We start from the raw sequence: 17,712 nt of genomic DNA on the forward strand, positions 1-17,712 counted from the left end.
GCGGCCACCCGCCGGGGAGGGCAAGGATCACGCCCGCGATTCGGGGCCTTTCGATCACCGGGCAAATCGGCCCGGCTCCGCGGCAATCCGTCACCAAAGGGGGTGATCACCGTGGCCGTGCCCGGACGTAAGCCGAAGCCGGCCCTGCAGGTCGTCCGCGAGGGCAACCCCGGCCACCGGCCGGTCCGCGAGGGCGCCAAGGTGCCGCCGGCCGAGCTGGTCGAGCCGTCCTGGGCGGACCTGTTCCCGGACGTCCAGGTGCCCGACAAGCCGCGAGCACCGTCGGGCGCGAGCGACGTCGAGCTGCAGGAGTACCGGCGGGAGGTCGACGCCTGGCAGCGCATCCGCCTCGCCAGCGAGGCCGCGGTGTTCTGTCGTGACGTGGCGGCCCGGGAGTGGTCGCGCGTGGTGCCGATCCTGAAGGTGGCCGTGGGCCTCTCGAGCGTCGACCGCTCCACAGCTGTGGACTACTGCCTGTGCGTGGCCCGGCTGGAGTGGTGCGAGCGGCGTCTGTCCCTTGAAGGGCTGATCACGATGGGGCAGCGCGGACCGTGCCGTAACCCGCTGACGACCGTGGCGACTCAGTACCGGACGCAGCTGAAGGCGTACATCGGCGAGCTGGGTCTGAGCCCCAGTTCCCGGGGGCGGATAGCGCCGCCGGAGGGCGGGGACGATGACGACGACGGAAGCGTGTTCGACTGAGCGGCTGCACCTGACCTTCGAGGACGAAGCCGACGGCCTGCCGGTGCCGCGTGCCGGTCTGCACCTGCTGGGCGTCACGGACGATGAGATCGCCGAGGCCCTCACTTCCAAGCCCCTGGTGGTGGCGAACCAGGCGCACCTGAAGCCGGGCGCCTGGTTCGACGTGCAGGCCGTGCTTCGCGCCAAGCGGGCCGTGGAGTCCTTCCGTCACACCAAAGGCCGCTGGGGCGGCAACCCGCTGCTGCTGGCGCCCTGGCAACTGGTCTGGGTGATCGCCCCCATCTTCGGCTGGCTGTACGAGGATGAAGAAGCGGGCCGGCCGGTCCGCGTCGTGCGCACGGCCTGGGTCGAGGTGCCCCGCAAGAACGGCAAGTCCACCATCAGCTCCGGCGTCGCGCTGACGCTGCTGCTCGCCGACCGCGAGGTGGGCGCCGAGGTCTACGCGGCCGCCGGATCGCTCGAGCAGGCCAAGCGCGTCTTCGATGACGCCAAGCGGATGGCGCAGACCTCGAGGGCTGTCCGCGGGCGCGTGGACGCTCGAGCGACCGCGCTGCTGACGCCGAGGACCGGCGGCGTACTGCGGGCCCTGTCGAAGGTCGCTGAGACCGCGCACGGCCTGAACGTGTCCGGCGGCGTCATCGATGAGGTCCACGTTCACCGCAAGCGCGATCTCGTGGATGCCATCGAGACAGGCACGGGCGCGCGCGACCAACCGCTGATCATCTTCATCACGACGGCCGACGAAGGCGACGAAGGCACCATCTACGACGAGAAGCACGTCTACACCGTGCGCGTCGCTGAGCTGGTCGTGGAGGACCCTTCCCACTACGGCGTCGTCTGGGCCGCCACGGAAGCCGATGACCCGTTCGCCGAGGAAACCTGGCACAAAGCCAACCCGGGCCTGGGCGTCAGCCCGACGCTGGCATACCTGCGCAAGGAAGCCGCCAAGGCCAAGGTGACACCGTCGTACTTCCCGACCTTCTGCCGGCTGCACCTGAACCGGCGGATGCGCTCGAAGGTCCGGTGGCTGCCGATGCCGCTGTGGGACGCGAACGAAGGCGAGCTGACCCCGGCTCGGCGGCAGCGCTTCCAGCCGGCCTGGGGCGGCCTGGACCTGTCGGCCGTGTCCGACCTGTCGGCGTGGCTGCTGGTGGTCCGGTCCCGGCAACCGGGCAAGGAACTGGAGATCATCCCCCGGTTCTGGGTGCCGGAGGACCGGTGCGATGAACTGGCACACCAGCTGCAGGTGCCGCTTCGGGACTGGGTGGAAGCCGGCCTGCTGACGCTGACCGAGGGCGACGCCATCGACTACGCGGCGATCGAGGATCAGATCCTGTCCGACTCACGCACGTACCGGATCCAGCGCGTGTCCTATGACCGGATGTTCACCGGCGGCTCACTGCAGCGGATCGAGGCCAACCCTCGGATCGGCGAGGTGGTCCCGGTGTCCCAGACCTACCTCGGCATGGGGCCGGGCGCGAAGGAAGTGGAACGACTGCTGAGGGAGCGGGCCTTCGTGCACGACGGACACAAGGTCCTCCGCTGGAACGCGTCTTGCGTCGAGGTGATCCGCGACGGCAACGACAACATCCGCCCCGTGAAGCCGAAGCGCGATGAGTCCTCCGCCCGTATCGACGGCATCGCCGCCCTGGTGATGGCCGTGGACGGCTACCTGCGCCGCAAGGTCGTCCGGGAGACCGCAGACAGCGCGTGACGCGCGGAAGGGAGGGCGCGTGTTCACCGACACGGAGAACCGGCTGGCTGACACCGACGGCCCCGAGACGATGATCCGCAAGCTGCGCGCTCGCCTGGACAGGCGGGAGTCCAAGGTCAAGGAGTGGAACAGCCTCTATGAGGGCGACCGGCCGCTGAAGTACGCGTCTCCCGAGTTCTCCGAGCAGACCGGCGGCCTGTTCGATGACTTCAGCGACAACTGGTGCAAGACAGTCCCGGACACGCTGCGCGAGCGGCTGGCCGTGGTCGACTTCGAGGGCGAGGACGGCACCTCCGACAAGGAGGCGATGAAGGCCTGGAAGCGGACCCGGGCGGACGTCGAGGTGGGCCTGGCCATCCTCGACGCGCTGGTGGTCGCACGCTCCCACGCGATGGTGTGGCGGCCCGACGGCCAATCGGACATCACCTTCATCCCCGCCGGACAGGCCATCGTGGACTACGTGCCCGGCACCCGCGGCGTGCGCCGGGCAGGCCTGCGCGTCTGGTCTGACGGCTCCCACGAGTTCGCCACCCTGTTCGTTCGCGCGACCGCGACCGACCGGGCGCGTGTCTACCGGCGCCAGCGCACGGTCGGCGGCGGCGACTGGGTGGCCCGCACGATCGGCCTGCGGACCTCCGAGCAGACCGACATGGTCAACCCGCTCGGCGAGGTCCCCATCGTGGAGATCGCCAACCGGGCCCGGCTGCACGGCAAGCCGCAATCGGAGATCGCTCAGGTGGCCCCGCTGCAGGACGGCGTGAACACCCTGTGGGCGCACCTGTTCACCGGCGCCGACTTCGCCGCGCTGCCCCAGCGTGTGGTCCTCGGCATGGACCGGCCAACCCGGGACATCATCGACCCGGACACCGGCGACATCATCGACGTGGAGAACATCCCGCTGGGCCAATACTCCAAGGACCGCCTGCTGTGGCTGTCCAAGGCCGGGGCCCAGATCGCCCAGTTCTCGGCGGCGGATCTCAACGCCTACCTTCAGGTCATCTCCCAGTGCGTGCGGCACATCGCCGCGCAGACCCGCACCCCGCCCCAGTACCTGCTCGGCGAGATGGCCAACATCGCCAGCGACGCGCTGGAAGCCGCGGAGTCCGGCCTGGTCGCCAAGGCCATGGACAAGCAGCTGCACTTCGGCGCCGACCTACGCGAGGTGATGCGGCTGGAGGCCCTCGCCTCCGGCGACGCGGCCCGGGCCGAGTCGCTGGCCATGGGCCGCGTCGTCTGGCGGGACGCGCAGTTCCGCTCCGTCGCCCAGTACGCCGACGCCCTGACGAAGTACAAGGCGATCGGTGTCCCGGACGAAGCGCTCTGGCGGATGATCCCCGGCATCCGGCCCGAGCAGGTCGAGGAGTGGATTCGGATGCGGGACGAGCAGGCCGCGGCGGCCGCCGCCGCGACGGCCGCCGCCTTCTCCGAGTTCGGCGCCAAGGACGGCTCCGACCCGGCCGACGCAGGAGGGACCGAGGCGGCATGACCGAAGCCGCAGACGCCCGGTATACGCAGGTGCAGTCCCTCGCCCAGGCGGTCGTCGGCCGCGTCTACTCGATCTGGTTCGGCCTGGACCCAGCGAAGATCCTGGCCTCCCTGCAGGGCGACCAGGGCGCGGCGATCCTGGACGCGGTCGTGGCTGGCCAGCTCACCGCCGCCCAGGGCGCGCAGGCCTTCGTCGCCGCGGCCATGGCCGAGCGCAGAGCCGCCGAACGGATGGCCGCCGATCTGGCGCCTGGCTCATTCGTCGGCTCCGCCTCGGACGGGCGGCCGCTGACCACGCTGCTCTTCCAGCCGGCCATCACCACGTTCACGGCCCTGCGCACGGGCGCGGACCCGCGCACGGCGCTGCTGACCGGCTTCAACCAGATGGCCCGCATGACGGCAACACAGATCGCCGACACCTCGCGGTCCGCGACCCAGGTGGCGATGGTGACGCACCCACGCTGCGTCTCCTACGTGCGCGTGGTGAAGCTGCCCGCGTGCGGCCGGTGCATCATCCTCGCCGGCCGCCAGTACAGCTACAGCACCGGCTTCCAGCGTCACCCGAAGTGCGACTGCGGCATGGACCCCGTCCACACCGATGAGGAATGGGGGGCTGTCCCCAGCCCTGACGACCTGGTGGCCCAGATGTCCGACGAAGACAAGCGCCGCCGCCTCGGCGCGGCCGCGGTCGACGCGCTGGACAAGGGCGCGGACCTGGCGCAGGTCGTCAACGCCCGGCGCGGAATGCAGACGATGACCGTGCACGGCCGCAAGGTGCAGGCGACGACGGAGGGCACCAGCGTGCGCGGCATCGCCGGCAAGCGACTCACTACCGACGCGGGCGCGAGCAAGGAGAAGGGTCAGCGCTACCGGATCGCCCAGCGGCCCCGGCTGATGCCCGAAGAGATCCTGCGCCTGGCCGACGACCGCGAGCACCAGCTGAGGCTGCTGAAGCTGCACGGCTACATCTACTGACTTCCCGGGCGCGACGCCCGGGCGCGCGCGGCGCGATGCCGCGCGGATCACCCACAGAAGGAGGAGCGCGATGCTCCACACCCGCAAGCACCGGCTGTCCGTCATCGGTGGCGGCTGGGCCCACCCCTACGGCACCGGCCCTTTCGGTGCGGTCCTGTACGCCGACGGCGGGGACGGCGGCGGCTCCGGGTCCGGCAGCGGCGCCGGAGGTGACGGAGGATCTGGCAGCGACGGCGGCGGCTCCGGAGACGGCGGAGACGGGGACGACGGCAAGCTGGGCGAGGGCGGGAAGAAGGCACTGCAGGCGGAGCGCGACGCTCGCGCGGCGGCCGAAGCTCGCGTCCGGGAGCTGGAAGCCAGGCTCAGCCGTAAGCCCAAGCCGGAGGGCGGCGACGGCAAGGGCAAAGGCGACGACGGCAAGGGCGACCAGGCCCCGGACGTCGACACACTCAAGAAGGAGATCAGGGACGAGCTCACGGCGGACACCAACGCCCGCCTGATCCGTGCCGAGGTGAAGGCCGCCGCGGCCGGCAAGCTCGCCGACCCGGCCGACGCCCCGAAGTTCATCGACCTGGCGAAGATCAAGATCGGTGAGGACGGCGACCCCGACGCCAAGCAGATCAAGAAGGCGATCGAAGACCTGCTGAAGGAGAAGCCCTACCTGGCCGCCAACGGCGCCGGGCAGGGCTGGGGCGACGTCGGCGGCGGCGGTCAGCAGACGCCCCCGCCCGCGGACGTCGAGCCGGGCCTAGGCCGCCTGCGGCACGCCTACGCCACCGAATCCAAGACCAAGTAAGCGGCCCGCACAGCGGGTCTCACCTGACGAAAGGGGCCCGCTGTGGCCGTGACCCTTGTCGAGGCGGCGAAGCTGTCTCAGACCCAGCTCCAAAGGGGCGTCATCGAGACGTTCGTGCAGGAGTCCTCCATCCTCGACCGCATCCCGCTGCTGTCGATCGAGGGCAACGCCTACGCCTACAACGAGGAAGCCACCCTCCCTGGCGTGGCGTTCCGCTCGGTCAACGAGGCGTACACCGAGAGCACCGGCACCGTGAACCAGAAGAGCGAGTCTCTGGTGATCCTCGGTGGCGACGCGGACGTGGACAAGTTCATCGTCCGCACCCGTGGCAACCTCAACGACCAGCGCGCCGTCCAGACCCGCATGAAGGTCAAGGCGGCCAGCTACAAGTTCCAGGACACGTTCTTCAACGGCGACGTGGCCGTGGACCCCAAGGGCTTCGACGGCCTGAAGAAGCGACTGACCGGCGCCCAGGTCATCGACGCGGCCACGAACGGCATGGGCCCGGTGGCCGGCGGCCACGACTTCTTCGACGTCCTGGACGCCGCCATCGCCCGCGTCCCGGGCATCAACGGGTCCAACGGCGCGATCTACGCCAACGCGGCCGCCATCGCCCGCGTCAAGTCCTCGGCGCGACGCCTGGGCGGCGTCGAGATGGTCCGCGAAGCCCTCACCCAGAAGATGATCGCCACCTACAACGGCATCCCGCTGCTGGACCCGGGCCAGACCGCGGCCGGCGTGGACATCCTGCCGCAGACCGAGACGCAGGGGACCGCGGCCGGTACGGCGTCGTCCATCTACGTCGTGCGCTTCGGCCAGGACGAAGGCGACCGGGCCGTCACCGGCCTGACCAACGGCGGCGTGCAGGCCTACGACCTCGGCGAGCTCCAGGAGAAGCCGGCGTACCGGACCCGCCTGGAGTTCTACTGCGGCATGGCCGTCTTCGGCGGCAAGGCCGCCGCCCGTATCCGCGGCGTCCTGAACGCCTGACCCTGAAGGGAGACGGCCCATGGCCGCGAAGAGCAGCAGCACGCCGGACGAGACCCGGCTGGACGAACACCTGGACGCCCCGTCCACGACCGCACCGGGCGACGGCCCAGCGGACACCACCGACCCCGACGAGCGGGCCACCTCGGCCACCCCGGACAAGGGGGCGGCCGCACAGGCCGGGCACGGCACCGTCAACGCCGTGCTGCCGCTGCCGAAGAAGACGGCGGCGGCCCGCAAGGGCAAGGACCGCACGGAGACCTACGCCGCGACCCGCCCCGACGGGACCGAGGTCACCGTGGAGCGGAACATCGAGACGGGCGAGTCGACCGTCAAGGGCGGCTGACGTGAGTGCGCTGCCGCCGCTGGCCACCGTCGCCCAGCTCGAAGACTGGCTGCAGGTGCCGCGGGGCAGCGCCCCGGAGAACACGGTGAGCCTGGCCCTGGACATCGCCTCGGACATGGTCCGGCGTGAGGCCAAGACCAGCTTCACCGTGCGCACCTCCACCGCGTCCAGGCTGGTCGAGGACGGCAGGATCCCGCTCGCCGGCCCCGTCCAGTCAGTCGACCGAGTCGACGTGGACGGCGTGACCCTGATCCGGGCCAGCGACTGGGACCAGGACGGGGACGGCGTCCGGTTGTCCCACCGGCTCTGGTCGTCCAGGCGCGCGCTGGTGACGTGGACGTACGGCTGGCCCGTGGTCCCCATGGAGATCGTGGGCCTGGTCCTCGACGTCGCCGCGCGAGCCTGCGTCAACCCGAAGAACCTACGGCAGGAGGCGACCGGCCAGCGGTCGGTCACGTTCGCCTCGGAGACCCTGGCCACCTCACTGGCCCAGGTCGAGATCGACAAGCTGGCCCGCTACCGGCCGTCGGCCACGCTGACCTCACGCTGGGGGAGGTGACGTCAGGTGGTCTTCGGTCAGTCGCCGCTGCTGGACCAGACCGTGGAGCACATCCCCCGCCGCTATGGGGAGGACGACCGCGGCAACGACGCCTGGATCCAGGGTGACCCCGTCCAGGTCGCCAACTGCTCGGTGCAGCCGTTGGACTCGGCGGAGTACCTGACCAGTGCCAGCGACCGGATCGTGTCCCGCTGGCAGTTCTTCGGGCCGCCCGGCATGGGGCTGACGGCCACCGACCTGATCCGGGTGGACGGCATCGCGTATGAGGTCGACGGCTCGCCGAGCCAGGCCCGTTCCGTCTCGCCGTTCCTCGCCCACACCTCCGCCGTGCTGAAGGAGTACAAGGGATGAGCAGCCGACCCCGCGTCGTCTTCGACCAGCGCGGCCTGGAACAGATCATGCGCCTGCCGGAGGTCCGGGCGGCCCTGCACAACAAGGCCGCTGAGATCGCAGGCCCGGCCAAGACGATCGCCGCCGCCGAGATAGACGACGGTTTCGCCGATGAGATCCGCGTCAAGGACGAGACTCGCCCGTCCGGTCGCCCGGTGGCCAAGGTGGAGGCGACCCGCGCGGATGCCTCCGCACATGAGTGGGGCAGCACCAACACGCAGCGCCGCCGCGTGCTGGGCCGGGCGGCCGGCGTGCAGCCGGAGACCATCTTCCGTCACCGTTCGGACCGGCCGTGACCTGGCCGGAACTGGACTGGGGAGACATCGAGCAGGCCGCAGCGCTCTGGCTCCGCGGCCGCCACGTCGGTGTTCGCGTCGTCAACGAGCTGCCTGCCGACCTGGAGAAGAAGGTTCCCCTGGTCCAGGTGCAGGTCACCCCGGGCGGCGGCGAGGACTCCACGACCGGCGAGACGCTGCTGGACGTGGAGTCCTTCGCCGCCACCCGCACAGCGATGTGGGACCTGGCCCGGGCCGTGCACACCACCATGCTCGCCCTGGCTGGCCAGCGCTCCGGAGGCCTGGTCATCGACTCCGTCTCCAGCGACATGCGGCCCGCTCCCGTCGACTACGGCAACCCGGCGCTGCGCCGGGCGGTCGCCACCTACCGGCTCACCAGCCGCGCCCAGGCGCCCGCCTGACGCGCAATCATCCGCACGCCTCCGCCCGCGCGGGGGCTTCGTCATGGAAGGGGGGCGGCATGGCCGCCGCTGACTTCTCCACCATCGCGGAACTGCGCCAGTCGCTGATCCGCAAGGCACTCAGGTACGCGATCTTCGCGGCCGACGCCTCCGCCGATGCCGTGTCCAACCCGTTCGACGCCGGCGGTGTGCTCCAGGCCCTGCCGCCCGGCTACTTTCCGACCGGCTACACCACCACCGACGGCGTTACCTTCTCCGGTGACCTGTCGACCTCGGACGTGGAGTCCGGGCAGTCCGCCTCGCCGACGCGGTCGGACGTCGAGACGGACACGGCGACCGCGGCCTGGGTGCCGCAGGAGACCAACATGGCCGCCGTGGCGCTCTACGAGAACCTCCCGCTCAGCGGTGCGGGCTCTCTGCCGGCCCTGGGCACGGCGACCTGGACCTGGTCCCGTCCGAAGACTCCGCCCACCCTGTACAGGCGCCTGCTGTTCATCGCCGAGGACCTGAACAAGGAGACGGGCAACGCCATCTACATCGTCCGGCACTTCCCCAGTGCGCTGCGCACCGGCCGCGAGGACGAACAGTGGACGCGTACCGCGGAGATCAGCCGGGGCGTCACCTACCAGGCGTACATCGATGACGTCCTTGGTACGGACTCCGTGACCTGGATCGACGGCCCGGGCTGGCGCGACCTCGCGCCCGCTGAGACCCCGTGACGTCTCCACGCAAGCCGGCACGGCGGACGCGGACCCGGGTGAGCCCTGCGTCCGCCGTGCCTCCACCCGCTCACCCACCGGCCACCCAGAAGCGAGACGAACCCATGAGCAAGCCCAACCGCAAGCGCTACGTCCTGGAGACCGTCCGGCAGCAGTACGCCGAGGCCGTCGGAGGCGAGGACATCGAGTTCGAAGGCCCCGGCGGCCAGGTCTTCACCATGCCCCACCCGATGTTCGCCCCCGCCGAGTGGACCCGGGCCGTGGACGACGCCGAGACGGACGAAGAGACCGCCGAGGCGATGCTGGGCACCGAGCAGTACACCAAGTTCATCGAGGCAGGCGGTAACCCGGCGGACGTCAACTTCATCCGCATGGCCGCCATGGAGGACATGAAGGGAGCCCTCAAGAAGGGCCGCCCTACACGGTCCTAGACGTCCTCGGAAACCATCCCGAGGCCGTCGAAGCGGACCTGTGCCACCAGTACCAGCAGTACGGCGAGGGAGGCCCCCTGCGGGCCTTCTTCCAGGGCCGCATCACGCTGCGGCACCTGCGCGTACTGGTGGAGGGCCTCCCCTCAGACGGGGCCCTGGTCCGCGCCCAGCTGGGCCACCACTGGCGTCACCTCGAGTTCATGCTGGCCGACCTGCTGGACCTGCAGGCCCGCGCCCGCATCGACTTCGGCAACGCCAACCGTGAGGAGAAGGCCGCGCCACAGCCCTACCCGGAGCCTGTGTGGCGGCCGGAGGCGCCAGGCGAGAAGAAGAAGCGGCAGAAGAAGGCACGCAAGGAAGCCGCGGACGCCCGCACGGGCTACCTGCGGATCGTCGCCCAGGTCACACCGGACTACGCAGAAAAGGGGTGAGCCATGCCCCGCGCCGCATCCGTGTGGGTGGACGTCCTGCCGTCAATGGCGGAGTTCCGCCGCGAGCTCCGCCGCCAGCTCGAAGAGCCCGTCCGCCAGTCCGCCACCCGCGCGGGCGAGCAGGGCGGCGAGAGCCTGATGTCCAGCATGGGCGGGAAGATGAAGGCCGGAGCCCTCGCCGCCGGTGCGGCAGCGGGGGCCCTGGTCGCCAAGGGCGTCGCCCTTGAACTGGAGAAGGCGGCCGCCACCGGCAAGCTGAAGGCACAGCTGGGCCTGTCGCCCAAGGAGGCGCAGCGGGCCGGGAACGCCGCCGGCCAGCTCTACGCGGGCGCGGTCACCGAGTCCATAGACGAAGGCGCGGACGCCATCAAGGCGATCATGTCCGCAGGCCTCGCCCCGGAGAAGGCCACCACCAAGCAGCTGGCCAGCATCGGCACCAAGGTGCAGGACGTCAGCAAGCTGTTCGAGGTCGACCTGGGGCAGGCGGCCAACGCGGCCGGCCAGCTGGTGAAGACGGGCCTGGCGAAGAACGCGAACGAGGCGTTCGACGTGATGACCCGTGGCTTCCAGGTCATGGGCCCCAGGGCCGATGACCTGGCCGACACCTTCAACGAGTACTCCACGATCTTCCGCAGCCTCGGACTGTCGGCGCAGACCGCCACCGGCCTGATGGCGCAGGGCATGAAGAACGGCGCCAGAGACACCGACGTGGTCGCCGACGCCCTGAAGGAATTCCAGATCCGGGCCACCGACGGCAGCACGGCGTCCGCGGACGGTTTCAAGGCTCTGGGGCTGTCCGCCAAGGGCATGACGGCCCAGATCGCCAAGGGCGGCAAGGGCGCCTCGGACGGCCTGCAGACCGTCCTTGACCGGCTCCGCAACATCAAGGACCCGGTCAAGCGCAACACCGCGGCGGTCGCCCTATTCGGCACCAAGGCCGAGGACATGGCACAGGCCCTCTACAGCCTGGACCCGTCCAAGGCCACCGACGCCCTGGGCAAGGTCAGCGGCGCCGCCAAGAAGGCCGGCGACGACCTCAGAGACAACGCCGGAGCGAAGTTCGAGCAGTTCAAGCGGCGCGCGCTTATGACGATCGGCGCGGCGGCCTCCCGCTACGCGCTGCCCGCGCTGCTGAAGTTCGGGACGTTCCTGCTGGACGACGTCCTGCCACCGGTGCGTACCGTGACAATGTGGCTGGCCGACCACCTGGCCCCGGTGATCCAGACCGTGGCAGACGTCATCTCCGGGACCGCTTCCTGGATCCGCCAGTACGGGGCATGGTTGGCCCCGCTCGCCGTCATCGTCGCCGGCCTGACCCTGGCCATGTCCGCCAACGCCATCGCCACCGGCATCGCCATGGGCGTGATGGCCGCCTACTCCATCGCGGTGCGCGGCGTCATGGCCGTGACCCGGGCCTGGGCCGCCGTGCAAGCCCTGATGAACGCCGTCATGTCGCTGAACCCGTTCGTGCTGGTCGCCATCGCTGTGATCGCTCTCGGCGTCGCCCTGGTCGTCGCCTGGAAGAAGAGCCAGACCTTCCGGGACATCGTCCTAGGCGCCTGGTCGGCGATCCAGGCCGGGGCGATGTGGCTATGGACCAACGGCATCAAGCCCATGGTCGACGGCTTCATGACCGGCCTGAAGTGGGTGGGCACCGCCGCGTCGTGGCTCTGGTCCAACGTGCTCTCCCCCACCTTCTCCGCCATCTCCACCGGCGCCCGGATCCTGGCGACGATCCTGACGATCGTGGTCTTCGGGCCCATCTACCTGGCCGTCAAGGCCCTCGGTGTCGTCTTCGGGTGGCTGTGGTCGAACGCGATCAAGCCCGTCTTCGGGTGGATCGCCGCTGGAGCTCAGCTCTGGTGGGCTGGCGCGAAGGTCGTCTTCGCTTACTTCATGGCCGGCGTGCGCCAGCTCGGCGCGGTCTTCGCCTGGCTCTGGCGGAACGCCGTGAAGCCGGTCCTGGGCTGGATCGTCGCCGGAGCACAGGTCGCGTGGGCCGGAGCCAAGGCGATCTTCGGCTTCTTCATGGCCGGCCTGCGCCAGATCGGCGGCTGGTTCAAGTGGCTCTGGCAGAAGGCCGTTTCCCCTGCTCTCTCCGGCATGAAGTCCGTGATCTCCACGGTCTACAACTCCGGGATCAAGCCCGTCTTCGAGTCCCTGAAGTCGGCGGTCGGCAAGGTCGGTGACGCCTTCGAGGCCGGGCAGAAGGCCGTGAAACGGGCCTGGGACAAGATCAGCGGAATCGCAAAGGCCCCCGTGAAGTTCGTGATCGACACCGTCTACAACGGCGGCATCGTGAAGGTGTGGAACAAGGTCGCCAAGGCCTTCGGTGCCCCCCAGCTGAGCGAGTTTCACCCCAAGGGGTTCGCGCGCGGCGGCGTGCTCCCCGGCATGTCGTCGTACCGGGGCGGCGACGACCAGCTGGTGCCGATGCGCAAGGGCGAGGGCGTCTACGTCTCCGAGGCCATGCGCGACCCCTACGAGCGCGCCCGCCTGCACGCGGTGAACGCGGCCGCCATGCGCGGCCAGTCACTGAGCCAGTATCAGGGCGGCTTCGCCAAGGGCGGCATCTTCGGCTGGGTCGGCTCGGCCACGTCCAAGGTGGGCGACCTAGCGAAGTCGGGTGTGTCCTGGCTGAAGGACGGCGTCAAGGCCTCCGCCGAGGCCGGGCTGAACGCCGTGGTTCGGCCGCTCATCGAGAAGATCAGCGGCTCGGCGTCCCTGTACCGGGACATGATCACCAAGATCCCGGAGCGGATCATCAAGGACATCGTCGGCTACTCCGGCAAGGCGGACGAGAAGCTGGGAGCGGCCGGCATCGGCGGCGGCGGCTTCAAGAAGGGCCTGGCCTGGGCCCGCACCCAGGCCGGGAAGCGATACCAGTGGGGCGGCAACGGCAACCCATCCTGGGATTGCAGCGGTCTGGTCTCAGCCATTGAGTCCGTCATCCGCGGCCAGTCCCCGCACAGGCGTTGGGCGACCGGTGCCTTCTCCGGCGCCACCGCCCCGTCCGGCTGGGTGCTGAACAAGCGCTCCCCCTACATGATCGGCGTCACCAACTCCGGCGTCGGCCACACCGCGGGCACCCTGAACGGGGTCAACGTGGAGTCGCGGGGCGGCGACGGCGTGGTGATCGGCTCCCGAGCCCGGTCCTACCGGGACAGCCTGTTCACCCACCACTACGGCTTCGCGGCCAAGGGTTACGCCTCCGGCGGCAAGCCGCGCGCCGGCGAGCTCGCCTGGGTGGGGGAGCTGGGTCCGGAGCTGGTCCGCTTCCGGGGCGGCGAGCAGGTCTACAACCACGCCGACTCCATGCGGATGTGGGAGGGCCTCGGCGCCCGCGGCTTCGCCAAGGGCACCCAGTTGTCCGGGAAGTACCGGACGGCCGCCCAGGAGAAGGCCACCAAGGAGATCCCCGGCGACCTGAAGGCCTTCAGCAAGTCACTGACCGGCTCGGCAGCGGACATCGCCAAGGCCGCCGGGGAGCTGACCAAGGACCTGAAGGCGGCCGGCATCGGCGGCAAGGCCCTCACGGCCTCGATCAGCAAGGCTTCCGCCAAGCTGCAGGAGTTGGCCAAGCGGCGCGACGCCGTCAGCGGCCGGATCGCTGAGGCCCGGCAGGCGGCGACCGACCAGGCGAAGTCCGCGAAGGACTTCCTGGGTCTGTCCAACCTGTCCTCGGCCGCCACGGTCGGCGATGTCCTGTCATGGATGGGGGGCCGGCAGTCAACGCTGAAGGGCAGTCAGGCCTCGATCGCCGCCCTATCCAAGAAGGGCTTGTCCCAGGACCTCATCGGCCAGGTGGTGGCCATGGGCCCGGAGAGCGGCCTGGCTGGGTTGCTGGCCGGGGCAAGCGCTGCACAGGTCAAGCAGCTGAACGCCATGGCCAAGTCGGGCGCCAAGCTCAGCGCGTCCTACGGGCGGACGACGGCAGACGCCATGTTCGACGCCGGGAAGTCCGGCGCGAAGGGATTCCTGACCGGGCTGCTGGCCGAAGAAAAAGCCATCAAGGCGGCCATGGCCAAGCTCGGGGCGGGCGCCATCAAGGCCATCCGTTCCAAGAAGGGCATCGACGCACACTCGCCGTCCCGCAAGGGCAAGCAGGCGGGCGCCGACCTCGGGGCCGGGCTGGTGGCAGGCATGGCCGCGGCGGGCCCGGCGATCGAGTCGGCAGCCGCACGGATGGGACAGACAGCAGGACGGGTCACGCCGCGCTCGAGCAGCGGGCAGCCGGCACCGCAGCCCGGCCACACCTACAACATCTACGCCCGCACGGCTGACATCACCGTGCGCGACCTGGAGCTGTTGCAGCGCCAACAGGACGCACTCGCCAGAGTGGGGAGGCCACGCTAAATGCCGCTGATTACCGCGCCGGTCGTCACCCCGCCCGACACCGGGCCACCGCCCGGCGAGGGCGGGGGCGGGGGTACGCCGCTGCCGCTGCCCGAAGTCGGGAATGCCACCGCTACCTATACCGACCCGACGGGAACGGTGTGGCCGCTCAGTGACCAGGCCGCCGGCTGGTTCACCCTCGCCGCCGGCGTGTCCGGGCTCGGTGCGGCTGGGTACGCGCTGACGACCGACGCCCACCCGCGCGGCGGCGCACGGCTGCGCTACGCCCAACCACAGCCGCGGGCGATCGTGTGGCCGCTCTACGTCTACGGCGACGACCACATGCAGTTCGTCACCAGGTGGCGGGCGCTCGCGACCGCGTTCACGCGGACCCTGCGCGACGGGCCCGGCTGGCTGGAGATCACCCGGCCGGACGGGTCTCGCCGGCGGATCGCGGTCTACTACCAGGAGGGGTTCGAGGGCCGCGGCACGAAAGGGTCCGGGATCGTCTCGGACGCCGCGGCGATCACGCTGTGGTGCGAGGACCCGTACTGGATCGACCCGACCGTGAACGCCGTGCACCGCGAGGCCAGCAGCCTGACCGACTTCTTTGTGCCCTACCCGACCGTCTCGTCATCGCAGGTTCTCGGCGCGACCACCGTGACCAACCCAGGCGATGTGGTGGTGTGGCCGACGTGGACCATCACCGGTCCCGCGAGCCTGATCACTTTCACCCGCACGTGGCAGGTCAACGGCCAGACCTTCGCTGAGTCCTTCGCTCTGAGCCCGTCGGCAGTCGGGCACGGCAACCTGGCCGCCGGGGAGCGGGTCACCGTTTCCACCGACCCGCCGACCGTGCGCTATCAGGACGGCTCGAACTGGGTCGGTGCGCTCAACTGGCCCTCGGCCACGTTGTGGGGGCTGGAGCCGGGCGACAACGAGGTGACGTTCCAGATCGAGGGATCCGGGCCCGGCTCGGCGGTGGATCTGGCGTTCAGCCCTCGATACGAGACAGCCTGAAAGGGGGGCGGCGGGTGGCCGTGCAGCTGCTCATCACGAACCGGAACATGGTCGTGCAGGGCGACCCCATCGACGTCTGGACGAACCTCGACGCGACAAAGAAGTTCAACGAGCCCGGCTCGGGCAGCGTCGACGTCCCCGCACGGCCAGACGTCATGGCCCAACTCCAGCCCGGAAACCGGCTGGTCGTCATCCGCGATGGCGCTGTGTGGATGGCTGGCCCTATGGAGATCCCCGCCGATTTCTCGTGGTCGGTCAGCGAAGAGCCGGGGTGGGGAAAGGTCACGATCAACTTCTCCGACGACCTCGCCACCGTGGCCGGCTACATCACATGGCCTGCCCCGGCCAGCGCGTGGACAGCGCAGCCCGCCAACACCTATCGGCAGATCACCGGCACGAACGCGGGAGCGATCATCCGTAGCCTGGTCGATGAGAACTGCGGGCCGGGAGCCCTCGCAGAGCGCCGAATCCCCGGGCTCATCCTGGACGACGTCACCGGCGCCGGCACCGTGTCGACCGTCAGTACGCGATTCGAGCCGCTGTTGGACGTCTGCAGGCGCATCGCTGTGGACGGCGGGATCGGATTCCGCACGCGGCAGGACGTCGGGCAGATCCGCTTCGGCTGCTACGCGCCCCGTGACCGTACAGCGACCGCGCGATTCAGTATCGGTCTGGGGAACCTGCGCGCGATCCAGTCGAAGCAGTCGGCGCCGACCGTCACACACGCCCTGATAGCCGGTACGGAGCCTTCATTCGGCACGACGGGGCGTACGCACCTTCAGGTCGCCGACGCTGCGGCGGCCGCCACGTGGTGGCGCGTCGAGAAGTACGTCGATGGCTCGGCGGCGAATGACACGAACGGTGAGCTCACACAGGCAGGCAAGGAAGAGCTCGCCGGCGGCGCCGCCCCGGTCGAGCTCGCCACGGTCACTGTCGATACGCCCGACCTCAAGGCAGGCAGAGACTTCGACCTCGGCGACAAAGTCACCGTGGCGCTCCCGTACGGCGTCGAGGTCGCCGACCTCGTGCGCTCGATCCACCTGCAGGCAACCCCTGAATCCGGCGAGTACGTCACGACCCTGGTCGGATCCCCCGACGCGACCACCGACCCGCAGCTGGTCAAAGCCCTGCGCACGCTCGGCCGCCGACTCGGCCGGCTCGAAACACGATAGGAGGTGCTCGCGTGGCGCAAGATTCCTGGCCGAGCCCGGCCCACAACAGCCGGGTGGTCAACGACGTCGAGTACGAGAAGATAGCCGCCCGCTTCTCCGGCGACGGCGTCTACGGCAGCCCCGCCGACACCGCAGTCGTGACCGCGGGCACCGGCCTCGGCGTGAACCTACGCCCCAACGTGTACGCCAGCGTCCGCGGGCACGCCTGGACCTCCGGCCCCGACGCAGTCAGCCTGTCGATCGGCCTCAACACCAGCGGCCAGATCCGCAACGACTACGTGATCCTGCGCCTGGACCGATCCACCTGGACCGTCCGCGCCGTCGTCAAGGCGGGCACCCCGGGGTCCGGCCCGCCGGCGCTCACACAGGACACCGGCGACACCGGCGTGTATGAGATCCCCCTGGCGCAGGTGCGCGTGATCAGCGGGTCCTTCAGCGTGACCGTCACCCGCAGCGAGTTGTACGTCGGCACCCGCGTCCGCCCGTGCACGTCGTCCACCAGCAACCCGGCCCCGGCCGCAGGCGAGATGGCGTTCGAGACCGACACGGGCGTCCTGCGCGTGTGGGACGGCGCCGTCTGGCGGGTCGTCTCCGACGACTCCGGCGTCATCGGCATCAACAAGTCCCTGTCGCCGTGGACGAACGAGGTCGAATCCGTTCTGCAGAAGCGCAACGGGGCCGTCCATCTCCGGCTCGGCTCGATGAAGCGCGCGGGCGGCACGCTCGGCGCGACCACCGAGTCCCAGCTGCCTGTCCTCATCCCCTCCGCCTACCGGCACCCGACCCGGGACCAGTACGGACTGGCGTACTGCACCGGCACCGAGATCGCGAGGTTTGCCATTTACTCCGACGCGCACGAGTCCCGACCCGGCCAGGTATGGCTGATCAACCACCCGTCGATCGCCACCGGGGACTTCGTGCTCCCGGTGTCCGGCATCAGCTGGGCGGTGTGA

Annotated in this window: 18 protein-coding genes; all 18 read left to right on the top strand. The window is 70.1% G+C overall.

The window, feature by feature from the left end; translation table 11 throughout:
• Positions 1-117 precede the first annotated feature (117 nt).
• The 18 genes from ACZ7JA_RS08575 to ACZ7JA_RS08660 all read left to right on the top strand — a co-directional run bounded on the left by ACZ7JA_RS08575 (position 118) and on the right by ACZ7JA_RS08660 (position 17,712).
• Positions 118-702 carry a P27 family phage terminase small subunit gene (locus ACZ7JA_RS08575; protein WP_470807745.1) on the top strand — a complete coding sequence of 195 codons (585 nt, stop codon included), beginning with the start codon at positions 118-120 and terminating at the stop codon, positions 700-702.
• Positions 674-2,416, top strand: a complete 1,743-nt coding sequence (locus tag ACZ7JA_RS08580) for a terminase large subunit (RefSeq protein WP_470807746.1) — start codon at positions 674-676, stop codon at positions 2,414-2,416. Before ACZ7JA_RS08575 ends, ACZ7JA_RS08580 begins: the two co-directional genes overlap by 29 nt.
• Positions 2,417-2,435: 19 nt before the next feature.
• On the top strand, positions 2,436-3,902 hold the full coding sequence (locus tag ACZ7JA_RS08585; RefSeq protein WP_470807747.1) for a phage portal protein: 1,467 nt from the start codon (positions 2,436-2,438) through the stop codon (positions 3,900-3,902).
• A complete protein-coding gene (locus ACZ7JA_RS08590; protein WP_470807748.1) occupies positions 3,899-4,876 on the top strand; it encodes a VG15 protein in 978 nt (325 codons plus the stop codon). Before ACZ7JA_RS08585 ends, ACZ7JA_RS08590 begins: the two co-directional genes overlap by 4 nt.
• A gap of 70 nt (positions 4,877-4,946) precedes the next feature.
• Complete coding sequence (locus tag ACZ7JA_RS08595; RefSeq protein WP_470807749.1) at positions 4,947-5,672, top strand: hypothetical protein; 726 nt, start codon at positions 4,947-4,949, stop codon at positions 5,670-5,672.
• A 42-nt stretch (positions 5,673-5,714) separates the two neighbouring features.
• Positions 5,715-6,662, top strand: coding sequence for a major capsid protein (locus ACZ7JA_RS08600; RefSeq protein WP_470807750.1), 948 nt, complete (start codon positions 5,715-5,717; stop codon positions 6,660-6,662).
• A gap of 19 nt (positions 6,663-6,681) precedes the next feature.
• Positions 6,682-7,005: a hypothetical protein gene (locus ACZ7JA_RS08605; RefSeq protein ID WP_470807751.1), complete on the top strand. Its 324-nt coding sequence runs from the start codon at positions 6,682-6,684 to the stop codon at positions 7,003-7,005.
• Position 7,006: 1 nt separating this feature from the next.
• Positions 7,007-7,564: a hypothetical protein gene (locus ACZ7JA_RS08610; protein WP_470807752.1), complete on the top strand. Its 558-nt coding sequence runs from the start codon at positions 7,007-7,009 to the stop codon at positions 7,562-7,564.
• 6 nt (positions 7,565-7,570) lie between these two features.
• Positions 7,571-7,915 carry a hypothetical protein gene (locus ACZ7JA_RS08615; RefSeq protein ID WP_470807753.1) on the top strand — a complete coding sequence of 115 codons (345 nt, stop codon included), beginning with the start codon at positions 7,571-7,573 and terminating at the stop codon, positions 7,913-7,915.
• A complete protein-coding gene (locus ACZ7JA_RS08620) occupies positions 7,912-8,250 on the top strand; it encodes a hypothetical protein (protein ID WP_470807754.1) in 339 nt (112 codons plus the stop codon). Before ACZ7JA_RS08615 ends, ACZ7JA_RS08620 begins: the two co-directional genes overlap by 4 nt.
• The gene (locus ACZ7JA_RS08625) at positions 8,247-8,651 is read left to right on the top strand and encodes a hypothetical protein (RefSeq protein WP_470807755.1); all 405 of its coding nucleotides are present in this window, start codon (positions 8,247-8,249) and stop codon (positions 8,649-8,651) included. Before ACZ7JA_RS08620 ends, ACZ7JA_RS08625 begins: the two co-directional genes overlap by 4 nt.
• Before the next feature lie 59 nt (positions 8,652-8,710).
• Positions 8,711-9,370 carry a phage tail tube protein gene (locus ACZ7JA_RS08630; protein WP_470807756.1) on the top strand — a complete coding sequence of 220 codons (660 nt, stop codon included), beginning with the start codon at positions 8,711-8,713 and terminating at the stop codon, positions 9,368-9,370.
• A gap of 104 nt (positions 9,371-9,474) precedes the next feature.
• A complete protein-coding gene (locus ACZ7JA_RS08635; RefSeq protein ID WP_470807757.1) occupies positions 9,475-9,801 on the top strand; it encodes a hypothetical protein in 327 nt (108 codons plus the stop codon).
• 128 nt (positions 9,802-9,929) lie between these two features.
• Positions 9,930-10,232, top strand: a complete 303-nt coding sequence (locus ACZ7JA_RS08640; protein WP_470807758.1) for a hypothetical protein — start codon at positions 9,930-9,932, stop codon at positions 10,230-10,232.
• 3 nt (positions 10,233-10,235) lie between these two features.
• Positions 10,236-14,588, top strand: coding sequence for a phage tail tape measure protein (locus tag ACZ7JA_RS08645; protein WP_470807759.1), 4,353 nt, complete (start codon positions 10,236-10,238; stop codon positions 14,586-14,588).
• Positions 14,589-15,587: a phage tail family protein gene (locus ACZ7JA_RS08650; RefSeq protein ID WP_470807760.1), complete on the top strand. Its 999-nt coding sequence runs from the start codon at positions 14,589-14,591 to the stop codon at positions 15,585-15,587.
• A 14-nt stretch (positions 15,588-15,601) separates the two neighbouring features.
• Positions 15,602-16,759, top strand: a complete 1,158-nt coding sequence (locus ACZ7JA_RS08655) for a siphovirus ReqiPepy6 Gp37-like family protein (protein ID WP_470807761.1) — start codon at positions 15,602-15,604, stop codon at positions 16,757-16,759.
• Positions 16,760-16,770: 11 nt separating this feature from the next.
• Positions 16,771-17,712, top strand: coding sequence for a hypothetical protein (locus ACZ7JA_RS08660; protein ID WP_470807762.1), 942 nt, complete (start codon positions 16,771-16,773; stop codon positions 17,710-17,712).

Source organism: Streptomyces sp. NPDC038135, from assembly GCF_055601245.1.

Coding starts and splice junctions, on each gene's coding strand:
- ACZ7JA_RS08620 (WP_470807754.1), top strand. CDS start 7,912: ATGAGCAGCCGACCCCGCGTCGTCTTCGACCAGCGCGGCCTGGAACAG.
- ACZ7JA_RS08605 (WP_470807751.1), top strand. CDS start 6,682: ATGGCCGCGAAGAGCAGCAGCACGCCGGACGAGACCCGGCTGGACGAA.
- ACZ7JA_RS08635 (WP_470807757.1), top strand. CDS start 9,475: ATGAGCAAGCCCAACCGCAAGCGCTACGTCCTGGAGACCGTCCGGCAG.
- ACZ7JA_RS08580 (WP_470807746.1), top strand. CDS start 674: ATGACGACGACGGAAGCGTGTTCGACTGAGCGGCTGCACCTGACCTTC.
- ACZ7JA_RS08645 (WP_470807759.1), top strand. CDS start 10,236: ATGCCCCGCGCCGCATCCGTGTGGGTGGACGTCCTGCCGTCAATGGCG.
- ACZ7JA_RS08595 (WP_470807749.1), top strand. CDS start 4,947: ATGCTCCACACCCGCAAGCACCGGCTGTCCGTCATCGGTGGCGGCTGG.
- ACZ7JA_RS08630 (WP_470807756.1), top strand. CDS start 8,711: ATGGCCGCCGCTGACTTCTCCACCATCGCGGAACTGCGCCAGTCGCTG.
- ACZ7JA_RS08650 (WP_470807760.1), top strand. CDS start 14,589: ATGCCGCTGATTACCGCGCCGGTCGTCACCCCGCCCGACACCGGGCCA.
- ACZ7JA_RS08590 (WP_470807748.1), top strand. CDS start 3,899: ATGACCGAAGCCGCAGACGCCCGGTATACGCAGGTGCAGTCCCTCGCC.